Origin of the sequence: Nocardia sp. NPDC051787 (assembly GCF_040681325.1) — a bacterium.
Classification (GTDB): domain Bacteria; phylum Actinomycetota; class Actinomycetes; order Mycobacteriales; family Mycobacteriaceae; genus Nocardia.
The window spans coordinates 51,761-68,649 of sequence record NZ_JBFAYO010000037.1; the positions used below are offsets into that span (position 1 = coordinate 51,761).

13 protein-coding genes and 1 pseudogene are annotated in these 16,889 nt (G+C 68.1%); 10 read left to right on the plus strand and 4 right to left on the minus strand.

Annotation, left to right across the window (positions count from 1 at the left end):
* Window positions 1–23: 23 nt before the first annotated feature.
* Window positions 24–308, minus strand: coding sequence for an SHOCT domain-containing protein (locus AB0M45_RS29630; RefSeq protein WP_364335968.1), 285 nt, complete (start codon window positions 306–308; stop codon window positions 24–26).
* Window positions 309–609: 301 nt separating this feature from the next.
* On the opposite strand from AB0M45_RS29630, the gene AB0M45_RS29635 reads away from it, so the two are divergent.
* The 4 genes and pseudogenes from AB0M45_RS29635 (at window position 610) to prs (ending at window position 5,568) form a co-directional block, all read left to right on the plus strand.
* A complete protein-coding gene (locus AB0M45_RS29635) occupies window positions 610–3,180 on the plus strand; it encodes a heavy metal translocating P-type ATPase (RefSeq protein WP_364335970.1) in 2,571 nt (856 codons plus the stop codon).
* A gap of 102 nt (window positions 3,181–3,282) precedes the next feature.
* On the plus strand, window positions 3,283–4,641 hold the full coding sequence (locus AB0M45_RS29640; RefSeq protein ID WP_364335972.1) for a phosphoribosyltransferase: 1,359 nt from the start codon (window positions 3,283–3,285) through the stop codon (window positions 4,639–4,641).
* 5 nt (window positions 4,642–4,646) lie between these two features.
* A pseudogene (locus AB0M45_RS29645) lies at window positions 4,647–4,898 on the plus strand (ribose-phosphate pyrophosphokinase-like domain-containing protein); the annotation flags it as partial.
* Between the two features lie 109 nt (window positions 4,899–5,007).
* Window positions 5,008–5,568 carry a ribose-phosphate diphosphokinase gene (gene prs, locus AB0M45_RS29650; RefSeq protein WP_364335996.1) on the plus strand — a complete coding sequence of 187 codons (561 nt, stop codon included), beginning with the start codon at window positions 5,008–5,010 and terminating at the stop codon, window positions 5,566–5,568.
* On the opposite strand, the gene AB0M45_RS29655 is transcribed toward prs, so the two are convergent.
* From AB0M45_RS29655 to AB0M45_RS29665, 3 genes are all read right to left on the minus strand, one after another.
* Complete coding sequence (locus AB0M45_RS29655) at window positions 5,555–6,541, minus strand: AAA family ATPase (protein ID WP_364335974.1); 987 nt, start codon at window positions 6,539–6,541, stop codon at window positions 5,555–5,557. The two genes, prs and AB0M45_RS29655, sit on opposite strands and share 14 nt — an antisense overlap.
* Window positions 6,508–7,080 carry a hypothetical protein gene (locus AB0M45_RS29660; protein WP_364335976.1) on the minus strand — a complete coding sequence of 191 codons (573 nt, stop codon included), beginning with the start codon at window positions 7,078–7,080 and terminating at the stop codon, window positions 6,508–6,510. Before AB0M45_RS29660 ends, AB0M45_RS29655 begins: the two co-directional genes overlap by 34 nt.
* A gap of 65 nt (window positions 7,081–7,145) precedes the next feature.
* Window positions 7,146–7,799, minus strand: a complete 654-nt coding sequence (locus AB0M45_RS29665; protein ID WP_364335978.1) for a DUF2267 domain-containing protein — start codon at window positions 7,797–7,799, stop codon at window positions 7,146–7,148.
* 184 nt (window positions 7,800–7,983) lie between these two features.
* Between AB0M45_RS29665 and AB0M45_RS29670 the strand changes: the two genes are divergently transcribed.
* The 6 genes from AB0M45_RS29670 (at window position 7,984) to AB0M45_RS29695 (ending at window position 16,806) form a co-directional block, all read left to right on the plus strand.
* On the plus strand, window positions 7,984–9,336 hold the full coding sequence (locus AB0M45_RS29670) for a nicotinate phosphoribosyltransferase (RefSeq protein ID WP_364335980.1): 1,353 nt from the start codon (window positions 7,984–7,986) through the stop codon (window positions 9,334–9,336).
* A gap of 358 nt (window positions 9,337–9,694) precedes the next feature.
* Entirely contained in the window at window positions 9,695–9,844 is a 150-nt protein-coding gene (locus AB0M45_RS29675) for a hypothetical protein (protein ID WP_364335982.1), read from the plus strand.
* Window positions 9,845–9,947: 103 nt separating this feature from the next.
* Entirely contained in the window at window positions 9,948–12,566 is a 2,619-nt protein-coding gene (locus tag AB0M45_RS29680; protein ID WP_364335984.1) for a cation-transporting P-type ATPase, read from the plus strand.
* On the plus strand, window positions 12,563–14,890 hold the full coding sequence (locus AB0M45_RS29685) for a heavy metal translocating P-type ATPase (protein WP_364335986.1): 2,328 nt from the start codon (window positions 12,563–12,565) through the stop codon (window positions 14,888–14,890). The genes AB0M45_RS29680 and AB0M45_RS29685 overlap by 4 nt, the downstream gene beginning before the upstream one ends.
* A 417-nt stretch (window positions 14,891–15,307) precedes the next feature.
* Entirely contained in the window at window positions 15,308–15,694 is a 387-nt protein-coding gene (locus AB0M45_RS29690) for an Hsp20/alpha crystallin family protein (RefSeq protein ID WP_364335998.1), read from the plus strand.
* Between the two features lie 362 nt (window positions 15,695–16,056).
* Window positions 16,057–16,806: a universal stress protein gene (locus AB0M45_RS29695; protein ID WP_364335988.1), complete on the plus strand. Its 750-nt coding sequence runs from the start codon at window positions 16,057–16,059 to the stop codon at window positions 16,804–16,806.
* Window positions 16,807–16,889: the final 83 nt, after the last annotated feature.

A 16,889-nucleotide genomic window follows, 5' to 3' on the forward strand; every position in this document is an offset into this window, starting at 1 on the left:
CCTTCGAACCATGCCGGTACACCTCAGGTGGATGTGGCGCTATTGAGGGTTTTCAAGCGACGGGTGTATTCCTCGTCGTCGATCTCGCCACGGGCGTACCGCTCGGCCAGCACCTGCTGCGGAGTCGGCCCGTGCTGGGGCGGCGGCACCGTGGGCTGCCGCTGAGAGACGGCCGTGGTGTAGCGGACCAGTACCACGATGCCAGCGATGATCAGTGCCCAGAAGATCACCATGCTGACCGTCATCAGACCGAATCCCCATCCGGTCATTCCGTTGCCGTGCCAGTACATCAGCGCAGTCTCCTTCACTACTTCAGGCGTCCGGGTTCCTTCACTGTCCGCGTCGAACACCGATCGGGGATACGGCCGAACAGCACTAATCGGGCGGGACGAGAGTCATTTGTCACCAGTTGCCGCAGCAGCGCGCGACCCGGTCGAGCCGACATGCCGCGCGGCAGGGGGGCCGCGGCCCGAGCACATCCGCAGGGCAGCCTGTCACCGTATCCGGCTCCGAAAGACCCGACCTTCACATGCCTATTCCCCTACCCCTACCACGTATGCGGTGTGCAGGATCGGACATATTCCAACGGGCTGGTGAAGGGAGTCCGTCATGAAGGCCGACGACATAGTGGTGCTGGTGGTCGCGGTCGCCGTGGTCGCTGCGTTGGGTTGGTATTTCTTCGGTCCGCGCCGAGCCCGAACCGCACGATTGGCCGATGGTGTGCAGCGGGTCGAGGTGACCGTGCACGGCGGCTATCAGCCCGAGGTGATCCGAGTTCGCCAGAACGTGCCACTCGAGCTGGTCTTCAACCGCCGCGAAACCGGCGACTGCACCGCACGGGTGGTGTTCCCGGACATCGGCGTGAACGCCGCGCTTCCCGCGTTCTCCCGGACAACGGTCCGGATCCAGCCGACGCGACCGGGCAGGTTCGGGTTCGCCTGCGGTATGAACATGATCCACGGCACCCTGGTCGTCGAACCCGCCGACGACACGAACACCGCCCCAGCCATCACCACCGCGGCCGCACCACTCGAATCCACTGGGCACTCCGCCGCGGACGAGGAAGCCGCGCAGGCGCAGGAGCAGCGCGCCGAGATCAGCGACCTGACTCGCCGAGTGGGGGCGGGCGCGATCCTCACCACGCCCGTGTTGTTCGCCGTCATGGCGCATGAACTCTTTCGTGCCGAGTGGGTGCCGGCTGTGCTGCTGAACCACTGGTTCCAGTTCGCACTGATCACCCCGGTGATGCTTTATACCGGCTGGCCGATCCACCGCACGGGCTGGCTGACCCTGGTCCATCGCGGAGCCGACATGAACAGCCTCATCACCCTCGGCACCCTGGCCGCCTACGGCTACAGCCTGCTTGTCACCCTCGCCCCGGAGTTGCTCCCCGAAGACGTCCGGGAGGTGTATTACGAAGCTGTCGGTGTCATCCTCACCCTGATCACGCTCGGTCGGCTGCTCGAAGCACGCGCGAAGGCAGGCACCGGCGAGGCCATCCGCGCGTTACTCGGCCTCCAAGCCCGCACCGCCCGCGTCATCCGGGACGGCACCGAAACCGAAATCCCGGTGGACGAGGTCGTTGTCGGCGACGAACTGGTCATCCGGCCCGGTGAAAAGATCCCGGTCGACGCCACCGTCCGCAGCGGATCCTCCGCTGTCGACGAGTCGATGGTCACCGGCGAATCCATCCCGGTCACCAAGCACACCGGCGACACCGTCATCGGCGCCACCATCAATGGCACCGGCTCCCTGCGGGTGCGCGCCGCCAAGGTCGGTGCCGACACCATGCTCGCCCAGATCATTCGCATGGTGCAGCAGGCCCAAGCGTCCAAGGCCCCCATCCAGCGGTTGGCCGACAGCATCTCCGGCTACTTCGTCCCCGCCGTCATCGCGATCGCCATTACCGCTTTCACGGTCTGGTACATCGTCGGGCCACCACCGGCATTCACCCTCGCCCTGGTTTCCGCCGTCGCCGTGCTGATCATCGCCTGCCCGTGCGCACTCGGCCTGGCCACTCCGCTGTCGATCATGGTCGGCACCGGCAAAGGCGCCCAGGCCGGAATCCTCATCCGCTCGGCCGAAGCCCTGGAAACCGCGCATGAACTCGACACCATCGTGCTCGACAAGACCGGCACCGTCACCGCAGGAAAACCGGCCCTCACCGACATCCACACCACCGCGCGACTGTCCGGCCAGGAATTGCTCGCCCTCGTGGCCGCCGCCGAAGCCGACAGCGAACACCCTCTTGCCGCCGCGATCGTCGATGCGGTCCGCTCCCAGGGTCTCGCCCCGCCGACCGCGTCCGGTTTCGACTCGATCACCGGCAAAGGCGTGCAAGTCACCGTCGACGACCACGCCGTGCTCGTCGGGACCCGCCGACTGCTGAGGGACGCCGGAATCGACACCAGCACACTCGACCCCGTCGCCGCCGAGTTGTCCGGTCAGGGGAAGACACCGATCCTGGCCGCTGTGGACAACACACCTGTGGGTGTCCTCGCCGTCGCCGACACGGTCAAAGACGACTCCGTCGACGCTATCGCCGCCCTGCGGCAGATCGGCCTCGACGTCGTCATGATCACCGGCGACAACGCGCGAACCGCCGCCGCCATCGCGCGCCAGGTGGGCATCCGGCGCGTGCTCGCCGAAGTGCTTCCTGAACACAAGGCCGACGAAATCAACCGGTTGCAAACAGAAGGACGCCGGGTCGGCATGGTCGGCGACGGCATCAACGACGCCCCCGCCCTCGCCCGCGCCGACACCGGACTCGCTATCGGGACCGGGACCGACATTGCCATCGAAGCCGCCGATATCACCCTCATTTCCGGCTCGCTGAGCGGCGTCGTCACCGCGATCCGGCTCTCCCGCGCCACGATGCGAAATATTCGGCAAAACCTGTTCTTCGCCCTCATCTACAACGCCATTGGTGTCCCCATCGCTGCCGGAGCGCTCTATCCACTACTCGGCATTCGCCTCAGTCCAATCCTGGCCGCCGCCGCGATGGCCCTGAGCTCGCTCTCCGTCGTCGGCAACGCCAATCGCCTTCGCCGGTACCGCCCTACGCCGCTGCCCAGCGCGTCGGCGACCGACATCGAACCGCACGTCGAAACCGGCGTACCGGACCGATACACCCGCGGCAAACCGGCAGTCACCACACGAACGAGAGCAGCTGGGCCTTGAACCGCGCTCAGACGACCAGCGCGTGGCCGTGAGGCGACGATCGAACCTGCCGCCACGCCGAATCGCAGCCGACGATGAAGAAATCCGTGAGGAGGTTTCGCGATGCTGTTCGATGATCGCCGTGACGCCGGACGTCGGTTGGCGGAGCGGCTGGACTATCTCCAGGACGAGGACGTCGTCGTGGTCGGCCTGCCGCGCGGCGGTGTCCCCGTCGCGTACGAGGTCGCGCGAGCACTGAATGCGCCGCTGGATGTGATCGTGGTACGCAAACTCGGTGTGCCGTATCAGCCGGAGCTCGCTTTCGGCGCGATCGGCGAGAACGACGTGAAGGTGACCAACGACGTCGTCGTCGCCTACACACAACTTTCCCGCGAAGATATGGCGGGGGTGGAACGCCGCGAGCGCGACGAACTCACGCGCAGGACCGAGCGGCTGCGGCGCACGCACCCGCGCGTGCCACTTGCGGGCCGTACCGTTGTCATCGTCGACGACGGCATCGCCACCGGCGCGACTGCCCGCGCCGCCTGTGAGGTGGCGTGGGCGCACGGCGCGGAGCGCGTCGTGCTGGCCGTTCCGGTGGCACCCCGTGACACCCTGGCGATGCTGAAGGACCAAGCCGACGAAGTCGTCTGCCTGGAGGTGCCGACCTGGTTCGGCGCTGTCGGTTCCTGGTATCACCGTTTCGGTCAGGTCTCCGACACCGAGGTCGCCGAGCTGCTGCGCCGGGCCGCCGGAGAGGTGCGGAAGCCACGGTCGGATTCCGTGGTCGATCCGCCGCTGCGCGACGACGAAGTGCGGATCCAGGCCGGAGAAGCAGGGCTGGCCGGGCACCTCACCATTCCGGAGAACCCGGTCGGGATGGTGGTGTTCGCGCACGGCAGCGGCAGCAGCCGCCACAGCCCGCGCAATCAATATGTGGCCGACGTGCTGAATCGAGCCGGATTGGGCACGCTGCTCTTCGACCTGCTGACTCCGGAAGAGGAGGTCCATCGGGCACGGGTATTCGACATCGAGCTGCTGTCGCGGCGACTGGTCGACGTCACCGACTGGCTGTCTTGTCAGCGCGATGTCACCGGCCTGCGGATCGGCTACTTCGGAGCAAGCGCAGGTGCCGCCGCCGCGCTTCGGGCGGCTGCCGATTCGAGCGTGGACATCGCCGCGGTGGTGTCGCGCGGCGGGCGGCCCGATCTGACCGGGGCGGCTCTCGCCGCGGTGCGCGCACCGACCCTGCTGATTGTGGGCGGACACGACCCTGTCGTGCTGGAGTTGAACCGTCTCGCGGCACAGGAGATGTCGTGTGAGACCGCAGTGGCGGTGGTGCCCGGCGCAACGCACCTGTTCGACGAACCGGGTGCACTGGAGAAGGTCGCGGAACTCGCCCGCGACTGGTTGGTCAACCAGCTGGCGCCCGAATCCGCGGTCCACGACCGGAGTGGCTCGACGAGGGACATACCGTCATGACATCGATGCGCGTTCTGTCCGGCGGCGCGAACCCGCTGCTCGCCTCGGTTGTCGCGGAACTGCTCGACATCGGTCCCGCCGACTGTGTGATAGACCGCTTTCCCGATGGTGAAGTGCGCCCGATCGTCGATCATGTCTGCGGAAACGACGTGTACGTGGTGCAGCCGACCGCACCGCCGGTCGGCGACCACCTCGTCGAGCTGCTGCTGTTGCTCGACGCGTGCCGGCGAGCCCGAGCCGCCCGGGTGACCGCGGTCGTGCCGTATTTTGGGTACGCGCGCCAGGATCGCCGCACCCGGCCGGGGCAGGCTTTGGGTGTACGGGGTCGCCGCCGACGCGATAGCGAACGCGGGCGCCGAGCGCCTTGTGTTTGTCGATCCACACACTTCCACGATGGAAGCGATCTGTTCGATACCTGTGGAAACACTGACCGCGGTTCCGCTGTTGTCGAGCAGAATCTCCCCAGCGCGGTCCGAGCTCACCGTCGTCGTCGCCCCCGACCTCGGTGCCGCGAAATTAGCCGAGCAATACGCGGCGGCCATACCGGATTCGGTCGCGCTGGTGCGCAAGTTCCGCGAGAGTGGCACGGCTGTCACCGCCGTGGAGATCCTGGGTGATATCGATCGTCGTCAGGCGGTGATCGTCGATGACATGATCTGCACCGGAGCCACCGTCGAGGCCGCGGTGCGACTGCTGCACCACCATGCCAGCGACATCGTCGTGGCCGCGACGCACGGGCCGCTGACGGTCGAGGCGACTACGCGCCTGCGTGACCTCGGCCTGCGTCGCGTCGTGGTGACCGACTCCGTCGCACATCAGGACACGGCCGCGCCGATCGAGGTCTGCTCGATCGCCCCGCTGCTGGCCGACGCCATCGCCCGCCTGCACAGCGATCAGCCGCTGCGCGAGCCGCTCACCCACGCCTGAGGGCGGCAGAAGGCTCGGCCATTCCGTCCCGCCAGGCACACACCGCCGCGGCGACCGAGTCGTCGATCGGACCTGCTGTATCGATCACGGTGGCCTCGGGCCATGGCGCTGCCGTGGCCGCCAAGGCATCCGCGATCGCAGGCGTCGCCTCCGAATCACCGTGAGGTCTGGTGCCGATGCGCTCCGCCGCGAAAGGCCGGGGACAGGCACACCGCAGCGGCACGAGATCGGAACAAGTCCGATCTGCCACCGCGGTGGCCAGGGCTCGTTCGTCCGCGTCGGTCCAGCTGGCATCCAGAATCACCGAAACCCCGTGCTCGAGCCGCTCCCGAGCCCGGTCCAGCAGGTATGAGTACACCAGCGCCTTAGCGGCCGGCTCGTAGGCCCCTGCGCCGAATCTGCCCGCGGCCCCGGTAATCGCTCCCGTGGCGCGCAGCGTGGTGCGTACGCTGTCGCTGGAGATCACCTCGGCTCCGGTCGCTGTCGCCAACCGGGCAGCGACGGTCGATTTGCCGGTGCCGGGCAGACCACCCACCAGCACGAGACGGACCGCGCCACGTTCGAGGTGGCGTATTGCGAGCTCGATGTGCCGCCCGGCACGTCCGGCCGCCTCCGCATCGCCCTGTCCTGCCCGGACACTGTCGGTCTTCGCGCGCACCATGGCCCGATACGCGATGTAGTGGTGGCGTAGTGATTCCGGCGGTGCATCACCTGCCGCGCGCAGGTAGTGGTCCAGGAACGCGCCGGATTGCTGTGGATGACCGAGGAATTCGAGGTCCATGGCCAGGAATGCAGCGTCATCGAGACCGTCGACATAGCGCAATTCGTCGTCGAAGTCGAGGCAGTCGAGGATCCGGAAGCCGTCGGGCAGGACGAAGATGTCCTCCGCGAGCAGATCCCCGTGCCCGTCGACAATGCGTCCATCCGCGATCCGTTCCGTCAGGAGCGGTGCGCGGCCGTCGATGTAGCGCATGGCAAGGTCTTCGGCGTGAGCCAGGGCGCGCGGATCGATCGATTCGCGGGGGTGTTCGCGCAACGGCTGCAGCAGGGCATGCCAGCGCCGACGCAGCTGCGCCGGTGTGCCAGCGCGGTCGATAGCGTCGCCGCGCCGTGCCGTGGCGTGAAATCGCGCCAGAGTTGTTGCGAGCGCGGATAATTCGGCCGCATCCGGGTCGGGTCGGCGAGCAACGCGGACAGGCGCAGCGCGTCCGGCATCCGGCGCATCACGATGATCGGTTCGCCGGGGCCGCCTTCCGGATCCGTCAGGTGCGCCAGACCGAGGTAGACATCGGGAGCGAGGCGCTGGTTCAGCTCGAGTTCGCGGGCGCAGGCGAGCTCCCGCTTCTCTGGTGTGCCGAAATCGAGGAAGTCGGTGACGACTGGTTTCTTCGCCTTGTAGGCGCGATCCCCGCACAGGACCACGAGGCCGGTGTGCGTCTCGCGCAGTTGTGCGAACGGTTCGTGCGGGGCGATAACACGGTGGTCGCTTTGCGTGGCCGAGGCATCGAGCATGATGACACCCTCTCGGATGAGGTAGCGAGGCGGCCCGTCGGCGGAAGGCGCCGATGCCGGTGAGACTACTGCTGTTCGGAGGATGTCGTGGTGAGATGCTCGGCCATGAGGATGCGATGGGCCTGCTGCGCGGCGGTGGTCCGGCGTTCGTCGCCGGTATCACCGATCGGCAGTTGTTCGAGGCCGCGGGTGAGCACCGCGATGGCGTCACCGAGCAACAGCAGCCGATGCTCGAGCTCGTCGAGCCGGTCGGTGACGGTCCCTGCCGCGGCGATCCGGTCAGCGGTCTCGACGCCGGTCTCGCCGCGCAACACCGCCCGCAGGCGCTCGGGCAGCACGGCGAAGACACGGTGGAGTTGCCCAGGGGAGAACCGGTCGGTCAGCGTGTCGGTGACCGCGCCGGCGAGGCGGGGTACTTCGTCGCGGGTGACACCGGCTTCATGGGCGAACTGGTCCAGGAACGGCGCGACACGGTGCTCTACGGGTGTGTGGCTCGGCACCCAGCCCTCGTAGTAGATGCCGCGCAGAATTCCGGGCAGCTGTGCGGTCAGATGGGCTGAGCCGACGACGCCGATGCGGTCTCGTACAGCGTGCAGCCAGGCACGCACTACCCGATGCACGAAGTCGGCGTCCTCGGTGCCGATTCTTTCGGCGACCGCGTTGAGCCATTCGTGCGCGTTGTACACCGACGCTGCCAGAGGGTCGCTCTTGGGGGACATGCCATCAGCCTCGTCCTGGTGACCACCCCGCGCCTAGAGCCCGATGTCCCCGGACCGGGTCGGCCGATCGACCCTTTTCGGTGGGGATCTTCGGCCCTGGTCATCCGCAGCCTGCCCACCTCGGCCGAGGGGTGAGGACCTTCGCCTCTGCAACCGGGACTGCCGAGGCGAACATGCTCGACACATGCCCGGCGCATTGCTCACCGACCTCTATGAGCTGAACATGGCGGCCAGCTACCTGCGCAGGCGCATGATCGCGCCCGCTACCTTCAGCCTGTTCGTCCGCAAGCTCCCTGCCAATCGCGGGTTTCTCGTCGCCGCCGGTGTCTCCGATTGCCTGGACTGGCTCGAACAGTTCAGCTTCACACCCGCCGATCTGGATTACCTGGCAAGCATCGGCTTCGACGACGACAGCCTCGAGTCCTTCGCCCCGCTCCGGTTCAGCGGCGACGTGTGGGGCGTACCCGAAGGACGCATGGTGTTCGCGGGGGAACCCATCTACGAGGTGACCGCGCCGATCGCCGAGGGGCAATTGGTCGAGACCTATCTGCTCAACCAGGTGAGCCTGCAAACCACACTCGCCACCAAAGCGGCGCGCTGCCGCATCGCGGCAGCGGCCCGAATCGAATTGGTGGATTTCTCCTTTCGCAGGACTCAGGGCATCGAGGCCGGATTGGCCGCTGCCCGCCTGACGGGCATGGTCGGCTTCACCGCGACCTCTAACGTCGAGGCAGCCCGCCGGTACGGCCTGCGTCCGGCCGGAACTATGGCGCACTCCTATATCGAGGCCTTCCCGACTGAGCTCGACGCTTTCTACGCCTTCGTCGCCGACCATCCCGGACAGGCCACCTTCTTGGTCGACACCTACGACACACTCGGCGGCGTCGCCCACGCCATCGAGGTCATCGACCATCTCGGTCTGCATCGCCATGCGGCTATCCGGCTGGACAGTGGCGACCTCGCCGCGCTGGCCGTCTGCGCCCGCCGGATGCTCGATCGCGCCGGTATGCCCGAGGTGCGTATCTTCGCTTCGGGCGGGCTGGACGAGAACGACCTGGCCGCTTTCGTCTCGCATCGGGTTCCGATCGACGCAGTCGGCGTCGGGACCCGCATGGGCGTCTCCGCCGATGCGCCCTACCTCGACAGCGCCTACAAACTCGTCGCCTATGACGGCCGTGCTGTCGCGAAATTGTCTACCGGCAAAGCCACGCTGCCCGGACCGAAGCAGGTCTATCGCGGCCACGGGATGCGTGATGTGATCGCCCGACGTGACGAACCCCGGCCGGACGGGACCTACCCACTGCTCGAACCGATCATGCGGGACGGACAGCGTGTCAGTCCGATGGAGGCCGTCGCGGCTGGACGCGCCCGGTTCGAAGCCGACCTCGCCCAACTGCCCGACGAGGCGCGTGACCTGCGCTCTCCTGTCGCTCCGATCGCCGCGATCACCCCACGACTGCGGCAGCTCACCGACGAGGTCCAAGATGCCGCGCGCCGTCTGGCGGGGACGGTCGATCACAGCTCCGTGCCGGAGTAGCTGCTCGCCTCGCCCCGAGGGCGCGGGGAGAGAGGCATTGTGGACAGCGCCACCCCCGGTGGGTGTGGAGACACAGGATGACCAGGAAGACCGCACGAAGCAACTGCGCCGGATCGGGTACCAGCTGTAGCACCCATGTTCCCGACGCCGTTGCTGGGCGGTAATGCGAAGACAGCGCCGTAGACGGCAGATTCGAGCCTGCCGAGACGCTGTCTGCAACGGGCGCAGAAAGGGGCAAAAGTCCTGGTCTTCTCATGCTTTTGCCCCGCGCGGCGCTACGCGGTGTCGCGCACACTCGGATCGGAGGACCACCGCACGCGCCGGTGGTCGACGTTGCGGCACGAAGGACGTAACAGGTATGGCTACCGGTGAAGTGATCGCGGTCGTGGTCGTGGGCATCGTGGTCGCCGCGATGTTGTGTATGGTCGCGCTGCTGATCGCGGTTCGGTGGACGCGCCGTCATCCCGACCGCCGTCACCAGAAGACCCATCGCAGGCTCGGGGCCTAGATGGTCGCCCGGCGGATGTGCTCATGAGCGAGCGCAGCAAGCGAGCCATCGACACCGCCGCGTTCGCGGTCGTACCGGAGCCGAGCGGCAGCGAGGCGCAGGCATGAGCGCGGTCGATCTGGTTACCGGACGACGCGGCCTGACGACCGCGGAAGTGACCCGGCGGCAGGAGTCGGAGGGGCGCAACGCGCTGCCCGTGCGGCGCGCGACTCCGGCTTGGCGGCGGTTCGCGGGCGAGATGGTGCACTTCTTCGCCCTGCTGTTCTGGGTGGCAGGCGCGCTGGCATTCGTGGCCGGTATGCCGCAGCTGGGTATCGCGGTGTTCGTCGTGGTGGTGCTGAACGGGCTTTTCGCGTTCGTGCAGGAGCAACGAGCCGAGCATGCCGCCGAGCGGTTGCGCAACCTGCTGCCCCGCCAGGTCACCGTCGTGCGCGACGCGACCGTCGTCCAGGTGCCCGCCGATCAACTCGTCACCGACGACGTGGTCTTACTGGCCGAGGGCGACCGCATCTCGGCGGATCTGCGCTTGGATCGGGTACATGCGCTGGCAGTGGACACCTCGGCGCTCACCGGGGAGAGCGTGCCGGAACATCCGAGTACGGGAGACCGGGTGTACGCGGGCTGTTTCATCGTCGAGGGCGAAGCCCAGGCAACAGTGGTGGCGACCGGGGAGCGGACCCGGCTGGCCGGCATCGCGAAACTCACCCAGGCGCAGCGACCGGCACTCACGCCGCTGCGGCGCGAACTGGATCGGATCTCGCGGATCATCGCCGCCGTCGCGATCGTCGTGGGTGTCGTGTTCTTCTCGCTGGCGCTGCTGGTCGGCACCCCCGCCTCCGATGGGTTCCTGTTCGCCGTCGGCGTCACCGTGGCCGTCGTGCCGTGCGGGCTGTTACCGACTGTGACGCTGTCGCTGGCGATCGGCGCGCAGCGGATGGCCGAGCGGCATGCGCTGGTCCGCCATCTCGAGGCCGTGGAGACCCTCGGCTCGACCACGCTCATCTGCACCGACAAGACCGGAACCCTCACCAGGAACGAGATGTCGGTGGTCGAGGTCTGGATGCCGGGTGGGGCGGCGACGATCTCCGGAGATGGCTACCAACCGACCGGGGAGGTGACCTGTACGCCGCCGGATGGTCTGGATGCGCTGCTGGAGCTGGCCCGTGCGGCCCGTCGCTGTTCTTCCGGGCGGGTCGCGCACCGAAACGGAGAGTGGGTCGCGCAGGGCGATCCGATGGAGGCGGCGTTGGATGTCCTCGCCCGTCGCGCCGGTGTCGACGAGGACGCCGGTACGCATCCCGAACGCGCCCGACACCCGTTCGATGCGCGGCGGCGACGCATGTCGGTCGTCGTCAGCGACCGAGTACTCGTCAAAGGCGCACCCGATGCGATCTTCTCCCGCTGCCTGCCGCAACCGCAGGCGACCGACGCGCTGCACCGGCTGGCCGGGCGCGGGTTGCGGGTGATCGCGGTGGCTGACCGGCAGCTCACCGGCCCCCTGCCCACGACAGCGGACGAGGCCGAAGCCGAACTGACTCTGCTGGGGCTCGTCGCACTCGAGGATCCGCCGCGCCGGGGAGCGGCCGCCGCGTTGGCCGCATGCCGCCGCGCCGGTATCCAAGTCGTCATGATCACCGGCGACCATCCGGAGACCGCCCGTGCGATCGCCCGTGAGGTGGGTCTGGGCGGTTCGGATGCGCCCGTGCTGACCGGTCACGAGCTGCCCAGTACGCCAGAGGAATTGGGGGAGTTGCTGGACCGGGACGCCGCCGTCGTCGCGCGGGTGACGCCGGAGGACAAACTCCGCATCGCTCGAGCTCTGCAAGCGCGCGGCCACGTCGTCGCGATGACCGGCGACGGCGTCAACGACGCACCCGCGCTGCGCGAGGCCGCCATCGGCGTCGCCATGGGCAAGTCCGGCACCGATGTGGCGCGCGAGGCGTCGGATCTGGTGTTGCTCGACGACGATTTCGGGACCATCGTGGCCGCCGTCGAACAGGGACGGGCGACGTTCGCCAACATCCGCCGGTTCCTCACCTACCATCTCACCGACAACGTCGCCGAACTGGCTCCGTTCGTGGTCTGGGCGTTGTCCGGTGGGACGTTTCCGCTCGCCATCGGCGTGCTGCAGGTGCTGGCCCTCGACATCGGCACCGATGTGCTGCCCGCACTGGCGCTCGGCGCCGAACCGCCTGCGCCGCACGTGCTCGACCGGCCGCCGGCGCGCGGACATCTGCTCGACCGGAAGCTGTTCACCCGGGCGTTCGGCGTCCTGGGCCCGGTGGAGGCGTCCATCAGTCTGGCGGTATTCGTCGTCTCGTTCCTGGCCGCCGGCTGGCGACCGTGCGAGTCGTTCCCTTCTGGGCCCGTGCTGGCAGCGAGCTCCGGCGCCGCCTTCACGGCGATCGTCTTCGGCCAGGTGGCAAATGCTTTCGCCTGCCGCAGCACGGTCCGGCCGGCCTGGCGGATGCCGCTGGGCACCAACCGGCTGCTGCTGTGGGCCGTGCTCGCCGAGCTGGGCATGCTCGCCGCATTCCTGTACATCCCACAGCTCGCCCACCTGCTCGACCAGGCAGGCCCGACCGGGACCGGTGCGCTCGCTGCGCTGTCCGCCATACCCGCCGTTGTGGCGGCCGACGCTTTGCAGAAGCGCTTCTCGCGGGCGGGCAGTGCCGAGAGAGGTGCCCGGGTGCCGCGGTTCGAGATCGAGGAGACTCCATGAGCACGGCAGAGAGCGCACCGAGGACTACGGCGCGGAGGGTGTTTCGTGAGGCGGTCCTCGTCGCTGTGATCGGCGTGTTGGGCGCCGCTGGGCTGGTCGCACGCCCGTTCAGTGCGGAGGTCGCCGATATGCTGTGGCTCGCGGCCACGGCGGTCGCGCTCGCGCCCGCGGCAGTGTGGGTCTTCCAGGATCTTCGGCGCGGGCGCTACGGCGCCGATCTGCTCGCACTGGTTGCGCTGGTAGGCGCCGCCGCGGTCGGCGAGTATTTCGCGGGCGCGCTGATCGCGTTGATGGTGGCCACCGGCCGGGTACTGGAGGCGTACGCCAGCCGCCGAGCCGGGCGCGACCTATCCGCGTTATTGGGGCGCGCGCCGGTGCTGGCGCATCGGCGCCATGCTGGCGATATCGAAACCGTTGCGGCCAGCGAGATCTCACCGGGTGATGTCGTGGTCGTACTGCCCGGTGAGACGGTGCCCGTCGACGGAGTGCTCACCATGGCGGGAGTTTTCGACGAATCGGCACTGACCGGAGAGTCGGTCCCGGTGGTGCGCCGCGCGGGCACGGAGGTACGCAGCGGCGTGGTGAATGCCGGTGCCGCCGTGGATATCCGTGCCTCTGCCACGGTGGGGGAGAGTACCTATGCCGGAATCGTCACGCTGGCGCGGCAGGCCGCCGCCACGGCTGCGCCGACGGCACGGCTGGCCGATCGAGTCGCGGTATGGTTCCTGCCGCTCGCGCTCGTGATCGCCGGTGTGGCATGGATACTGACACGAGATCCGGTGCGGGCTGTTGCTGTGGTGGTCACCGCCACCCCCTGTCCGCTGCTGTTGGCGGTGCCGGTCGCGATCACGGCCGGAATGTCGCGGTCCGCGCGGGCGGGTGTGGTGGTGAAGGACGGCGCAGCGCTCGAAACTCTGGGGCGCGCACGGTGTCTGGCGATGGACAAGACCGGTACCGTCACCGTGGGCCGGCCGACGGTGATCGACATCGTCACCGCTCCTGGTGCCGACGCCGACCAGGTGTTGCGACAGGCCGCCGCGGTCGAACGGTTCTCACCGCATGTGCTCGCCAACGCCGTCACCGCGGCAGCCACGGCTCGCAGGCTGGAACCCGTCGCCGCACAGGATGTTTCGGAGCAACCCGGCCAGGGTGCGACGGGCATTGTGGCCGGTCACAGGGTGCGGGTCGGGCGGCTGCCGTCGCGGACCGAGCTCCCGCCCTGGGCTCGAGCCGCCCAGCGGCGGGCCCGGCTGGATCTGGCGGTCCTCGTATGGGTGTGCGTCGATGGTGTGCCCGCCGCGGCACTGCTGGTGCGTGACCGCATCCGCGCCGACGCCGCACGCACGATGCGCCGCCTGCGCTCGGCTGGCCTGCGGCGGCTGCTGCTGCTCACCGGCGACCGGGTCGACAACGCCGCCGAGGTGGCACAGTTACTGGGACTCACCGAAGTCGTCGCCGACGCCGACCCCGCCGACAAGATCGCGGCCATCCGCGCGGAACGCGGCGACGGGGTGACCGTCATGGTCGGTGACGGTGTGAACGACGCCCCGGCGCTGGCGGCGGCGGATGTGGGCGTCGCCCTCGGTTCGCGCGGGTCCACCGCCGCGGTGCAGGCCGCCGACGCGGTGATCGTCGACGACCGCATCGATCGGCTCGCCGACGCGGTCGAGGTCGCCCAGCGGTCGCATCGGCTGGCCGTGCAGAGCGCGGTCACCGGTATGACGTTGTCGCTGGCGGCGATGATCGCCGCCGCCTTCGGGTTACTTGTGCCCGCCGCGGGTGCACTGGTGCAGGAGGGGATCGATGTCCTGGTGATCCTGAACGCGTTGCGGGCCTTACGGATTCATCGTGGTCGCGGCACCACCGCGATCGACCCTTTGATCGCTCGATTCGCGCGGGAGCACGACCGGCTGCAGACCGCGCGCGCCTCGGTTCGGCAAGCGGCCGACGCGCTGTCGGGCGGTCCCGGCCTGAGCGCCGACGCGGCGGTCCGGCGCGCCTTCGATCTTCTCGTCGAGCACATACTGCCGCACGAACATGCCGAGGAGTCGCAGCTCTATCCGGCGCTGGCCGACTACCTGCGCGACCCGGAGGCGATGGTGACGATGAGCCGTGAGCACACCGAGATCAAACGTCTCGTCGACCGGATCCGCCGCCACCTCGATGGCTCCCCAGACGGAATCCGCGCCGACCAGATCGACGATCTGCGCGCCACCCTGTACGGGCTCGACGCGGTCCTCACCCTGCACTTCGCCCAAGAGGACGAAGCGCTGTTCACCTTGGCGCACAACCAGGTCGACAAGGCGGCGACAAGTCCGACATGAGGTCCGGCGCCGGGGACTGTGGATCTGATCCAGCGTCCGCTGCGGGACCGGGACTGCACTTGCCGGCCGATCTGCTCCGCTGCCGACTTCGAACGGCGTTATGAACGGACCAACCGCCGGTGACCCAGTCGACGTCCGGGCGCGAAGCCAACCCCGATACAAAACAACATCAACGCGCCCCGAAGATGTCGCGGACAATGAGCATGGTGGCGGATCGGTTCCTTGAACAGGGATTTCAATCCTGGGACAGGAGTCCTCGGAGGAAGGACTGTAGGCCCTACTGCTCGGTGCGGGCGCCGCGTGGAATCAAAGAGTCATCAACCGCTCTCTATCCGCTGGAGTTACGCCATGAGCGCCCTTTCCTCTCGCCGGGCGTTGTTGCCGACCTGGCCTGCCCTGCCCGATTGGTCCGATCTGATGGCCCGGTTGGAGTCACAGCCCCTCTGGACGTCACTCGAAGGTCACATGATTCGTGTCGAGGAGCATGTGGAGAAGGACCGGTACACGTTGCGGGCCGAGTTGCCCGGAGTGGACCCGGCCAAGGACGTCGACATCAGCGTCCGGGAAGGTCAGTTGACGATCAAGGCCGAACGCACGGAACGGAAGGAAGAAGACACCCGCTCGGAATTTCACTACGGCAGTTTCTACCGGTCGATTCCCCTTCCGGTCGGCGCGAAAGAAGACGACATCGATGCCACCTACACCGACGGGATCTTGACGGTGACCGTGCCGGTGTCCGAATCGCAGACCCCGGAGAAACATATCGAAATCAAGAAGACCGAGACCGGAAACGGACACAGCTGACCACTCTGGAACCGGGAAGCTGGCCCAGCCACACGGCGCAGCCGACGCACTGCCACACCGACCGCTGCTGCGGGTCAGCGTCATCCCGGGCCCATGCACGGTCTACCGGCTGGGCCGGGACACCCTGAACACCGCCGCCTTCACCACCCGCCGCCTTGGCCGTTGTTCGGGCTGGGCACCTACCTACTGACCCGCACGATGTCCAGTGCGCGCGATGTATCGCCGACGGACGGCACTCGGCGGCGATGACCGCCGGAGAGACTCGCTCAGGGCCACCCCTATCCATGCGATCTGTGCCCCGCAGGCCTTACCCGGCCACTGAGCCACCGGGCGGCTGGGCCGGAACCCGACGAGAGGACCACATGACCGCACACGGGCATTCCCCGATCGTGGTGACCGTCGACCAAGCGCCGATCGGGCACGCCGCCGCCCTATGGCCCGCCCACCTCGCCCAACGGCTGCACTGCCCTCTGCGGATTGTCTACATCGCCACCGTCCCTCGGGACGTGTCGGCGGACGTTCCACCGACCGAACCCGAACTGGCGGCCTGCGCTCAACCCAGCGCGACAACCGTCGTCGACGACGCCGTCGCGGTCGTGCGCCGCGATTATCCCGACCTCGAGATCAATGGTGAGTTGATCGACGGACCGGCCGCGCACGTGTTGGCCACTGTGGGAGAGGATGCCCGCATGGTCGTCCTCGGTCATCCCGACGTGCTGGCGGGCGCCTCCCCCACAACAACAGTCGCCGAGCACGCCACTTGCCCCGTGACCGTCTGGCGGGGTCAGCCCCACCAGCTCCCGGATCAACGTCCCGTGGTCCTCGCCGTCGACGACGACATCGACGGTGCCGCCGCCCTCGCGGCGTTCGCCTACGCCCACCTGTTCGGTGCACCGGTCATCGCCGTGTACGCCCCACCGGAACAACCCGAGACGGCCACTCCGGCTACCCACGCAGAACCCGCTCGGGTCACTTCGACTGAGCGGGGCTCCCTCGACCCACACCTGGCCGCGGCACGACAAGTCTTCCCCGACGTCACCGCGTCCGTCCCTGCCGACACCCCGGATCAGGCGTCGAGCGAATACGCGACAGGTGCGCATCTAGACGAGTAAGTCCGAAGCTCGGTCAGTGATCGTAGGCGGTCAGTGACCGGGTGATCGGTGCGCCGATGGTGTGGTTGTGCCAGATCGCGGCG